The 2,039-nt window shown below is 40.4% G+C and carries 1 protein-coding gene and 1 pseudogene; both read right to left on the bottom strand.

What is annotated here, in order from left to right; translation table 11 throughout:
* Positions 1–213: 213 nt before the first annotated feature.
* Positions 214–1,419, bottom strand: a complete 1,206-nt coding sequence (locus AC1DVB_RS26825; RefSeq protein ID WP_477591861.1) for a nitrate/nitrite transporter — start codon at positions 1,417–1,419, stop codon at positions 214–216.
* Between the two features lie 372 nt (positions 1,420–1,791).
* Positions 1,792–2,039, bottom strand: a pseudogene (locus AC1DVB_RS26820) (hypothetical protein); the annotation flags it as partial.

The raw sequence follows: 2,039 nt of genomic DNA, 5'->3' as shown, positions 1-2,039 counted from the left end.
TTGAAGCACAGTCGACAATAAGATTCGGTTATAGTTAACGTGCGGTTCACTTCCGAAAATAGTAATCTCAAAGGCAGTCGGATCCTTACTAATGATGGATTCAACACAACGTAATCCTGCCATTCCGTTCCCTACTAAGATCAGTTTTTGTTTATACATTTTATCCCCCCAAAAAACAAGTACTGTAAAAAGCCAAACTAAGTAAACAAAGTTCTAGATCTTAACTGAATTCTTTCCGAGTACCCACGTTTTTCTCCATGAAAGCTGAGCTAGGCCCAGGATAAGCAAAGCCACGATTCCAACTGCGGAAAATACTAAAAATCCTGTAGCATATGTGCCAGTGATCTGTTTCAACKTACCTAGTATGTTTGGAACCAAGAATCCGCCAACACCTCCGGCAGCTCCCACAATCCCTGTGATAAAACCTATTTCTTTAGAAAATCGCTGTGGAACTAACTGAAAGACAGCTCCGTTGCCCATACCGAGAAATAGCATTCCGATGAACAGAAGGATTGTAACGACAGTAAGAGAATAAAGAAAACTAATCCCAAACATACATATAGTGAGTCCAACAAATAGAAACATAAGCAGTTTAACTCCACCTATTTTATCGGCAATAAATCCTCCGACGGGACGAAAGAAACTTCCGGCGATGACACATAATGTAACGAATTCCCCCGCCCTTATTCGTGTTAACCCATACTCATCAACAAAAAAGATGCTTAAAAAGCTAGTGAACCCGACAAAGCCCCCAAAAGTCACACTGTAAAGAATACAGAAATACCAAGTGTCCGTTATTTTAAATACGTTGAAATATTCCTTTAGTGGTTTTGCCGGCGGTTGAGATGGCGCGTCTTTTGCGATTAAAATATAAATGATAAACACGATGGTTAAAGGAATCAAAGCTAATCCCATAACATTATGCCAGCCAAGAGATTCTGCAAGACGCGGTCCGAACAATGTCGCAAAAAGAGTTCCGCTGTTACCGGCACCTGCAATGCCCATCGCAAGACCCTGCAAATGCGGGGGATACCAACGACTGGCCATAGGAAGTGCTGCAGCAAAACTTGCTCCTGCCACCCCTAGTAATATCCCTATTAAATAAAGCTCCGCTAAACTTTCACCGAATAACCATCCCCAAAAAAGTGGAATCATCGATACAAGCATCCCACCGATTGCGGTTTTCCGCGGGCCGATGCGGTCAGTCAAAAAACCAAGGACGATTCGAAAAAACGAGCCTCCCAAAATCGGAATAGCCACAATCAAGCCTTTTTCAGCTGGGGAAAGTCCGAAATCCTTTGTAATGTAGACACCGAGTGCCCCTAATAATACCCAAATCATAAAACTGATATCAAAATAAAGGAATGAAGCTAATAATGACGGAGCATGACCGCTTTTTTTCAATTCAGATATTTTCATTTTTCATCTCTCCAATACTTTATTAATTGAATATTCGTTTATTTTACTCTTATAAAAGTAAGATTTCTTTGTTTATGTAAGAAAACATCACACACTTTTTTTGTAAGTTATTAAATTGTTTAAAGTTGGTATTGGTCAAAATTTAATAAATTCATTTCCTTTTTCTTATAAAAATCGCATGATATTGTGGTTTACTTAGGTGATGTAAAGTTACAGGCTTGTTTAACTTTTCAGTTATGGCCGGCATAAACTCCAATAACATTTTGAAATATTCTCCATACAAAAAAAGAGAAGCCTAATGCTTAAGCTTCTCTTCAGCCTGTAGATAAACCCGACTATAATGGAGTTTGTTTCCAGTTTTATATTTGTCCGTTAATTCATTCCAGCCACCCGCTCCCAAACAACTTTGTTTAACATAAGATAGAACTCCTTTTGCCTACAGTCTTTTTTGTTTAGGCTGTTTTCGCATACTTTGTTGCTATTTACTAAGTAGTGCGGAGTGGTTGATTTCCCCTCCAGATGCTCGCTTTCCTTGGTGCGGGCGGTGAGCCTCCTCGGCGTAAACGCCTGTGGGGTCTCACCTCTCCCGCTGCTCCCGCAGGAGTCTCGCACTTCCGCTC

The organism is Peribacillus sp. P4_D6 (genome assembly GCF_056401795.1).
Note: the sequence above shows the minus strand (reverse complement) of the source record. Positions and strands in the feature narration are given on the sequence as shown.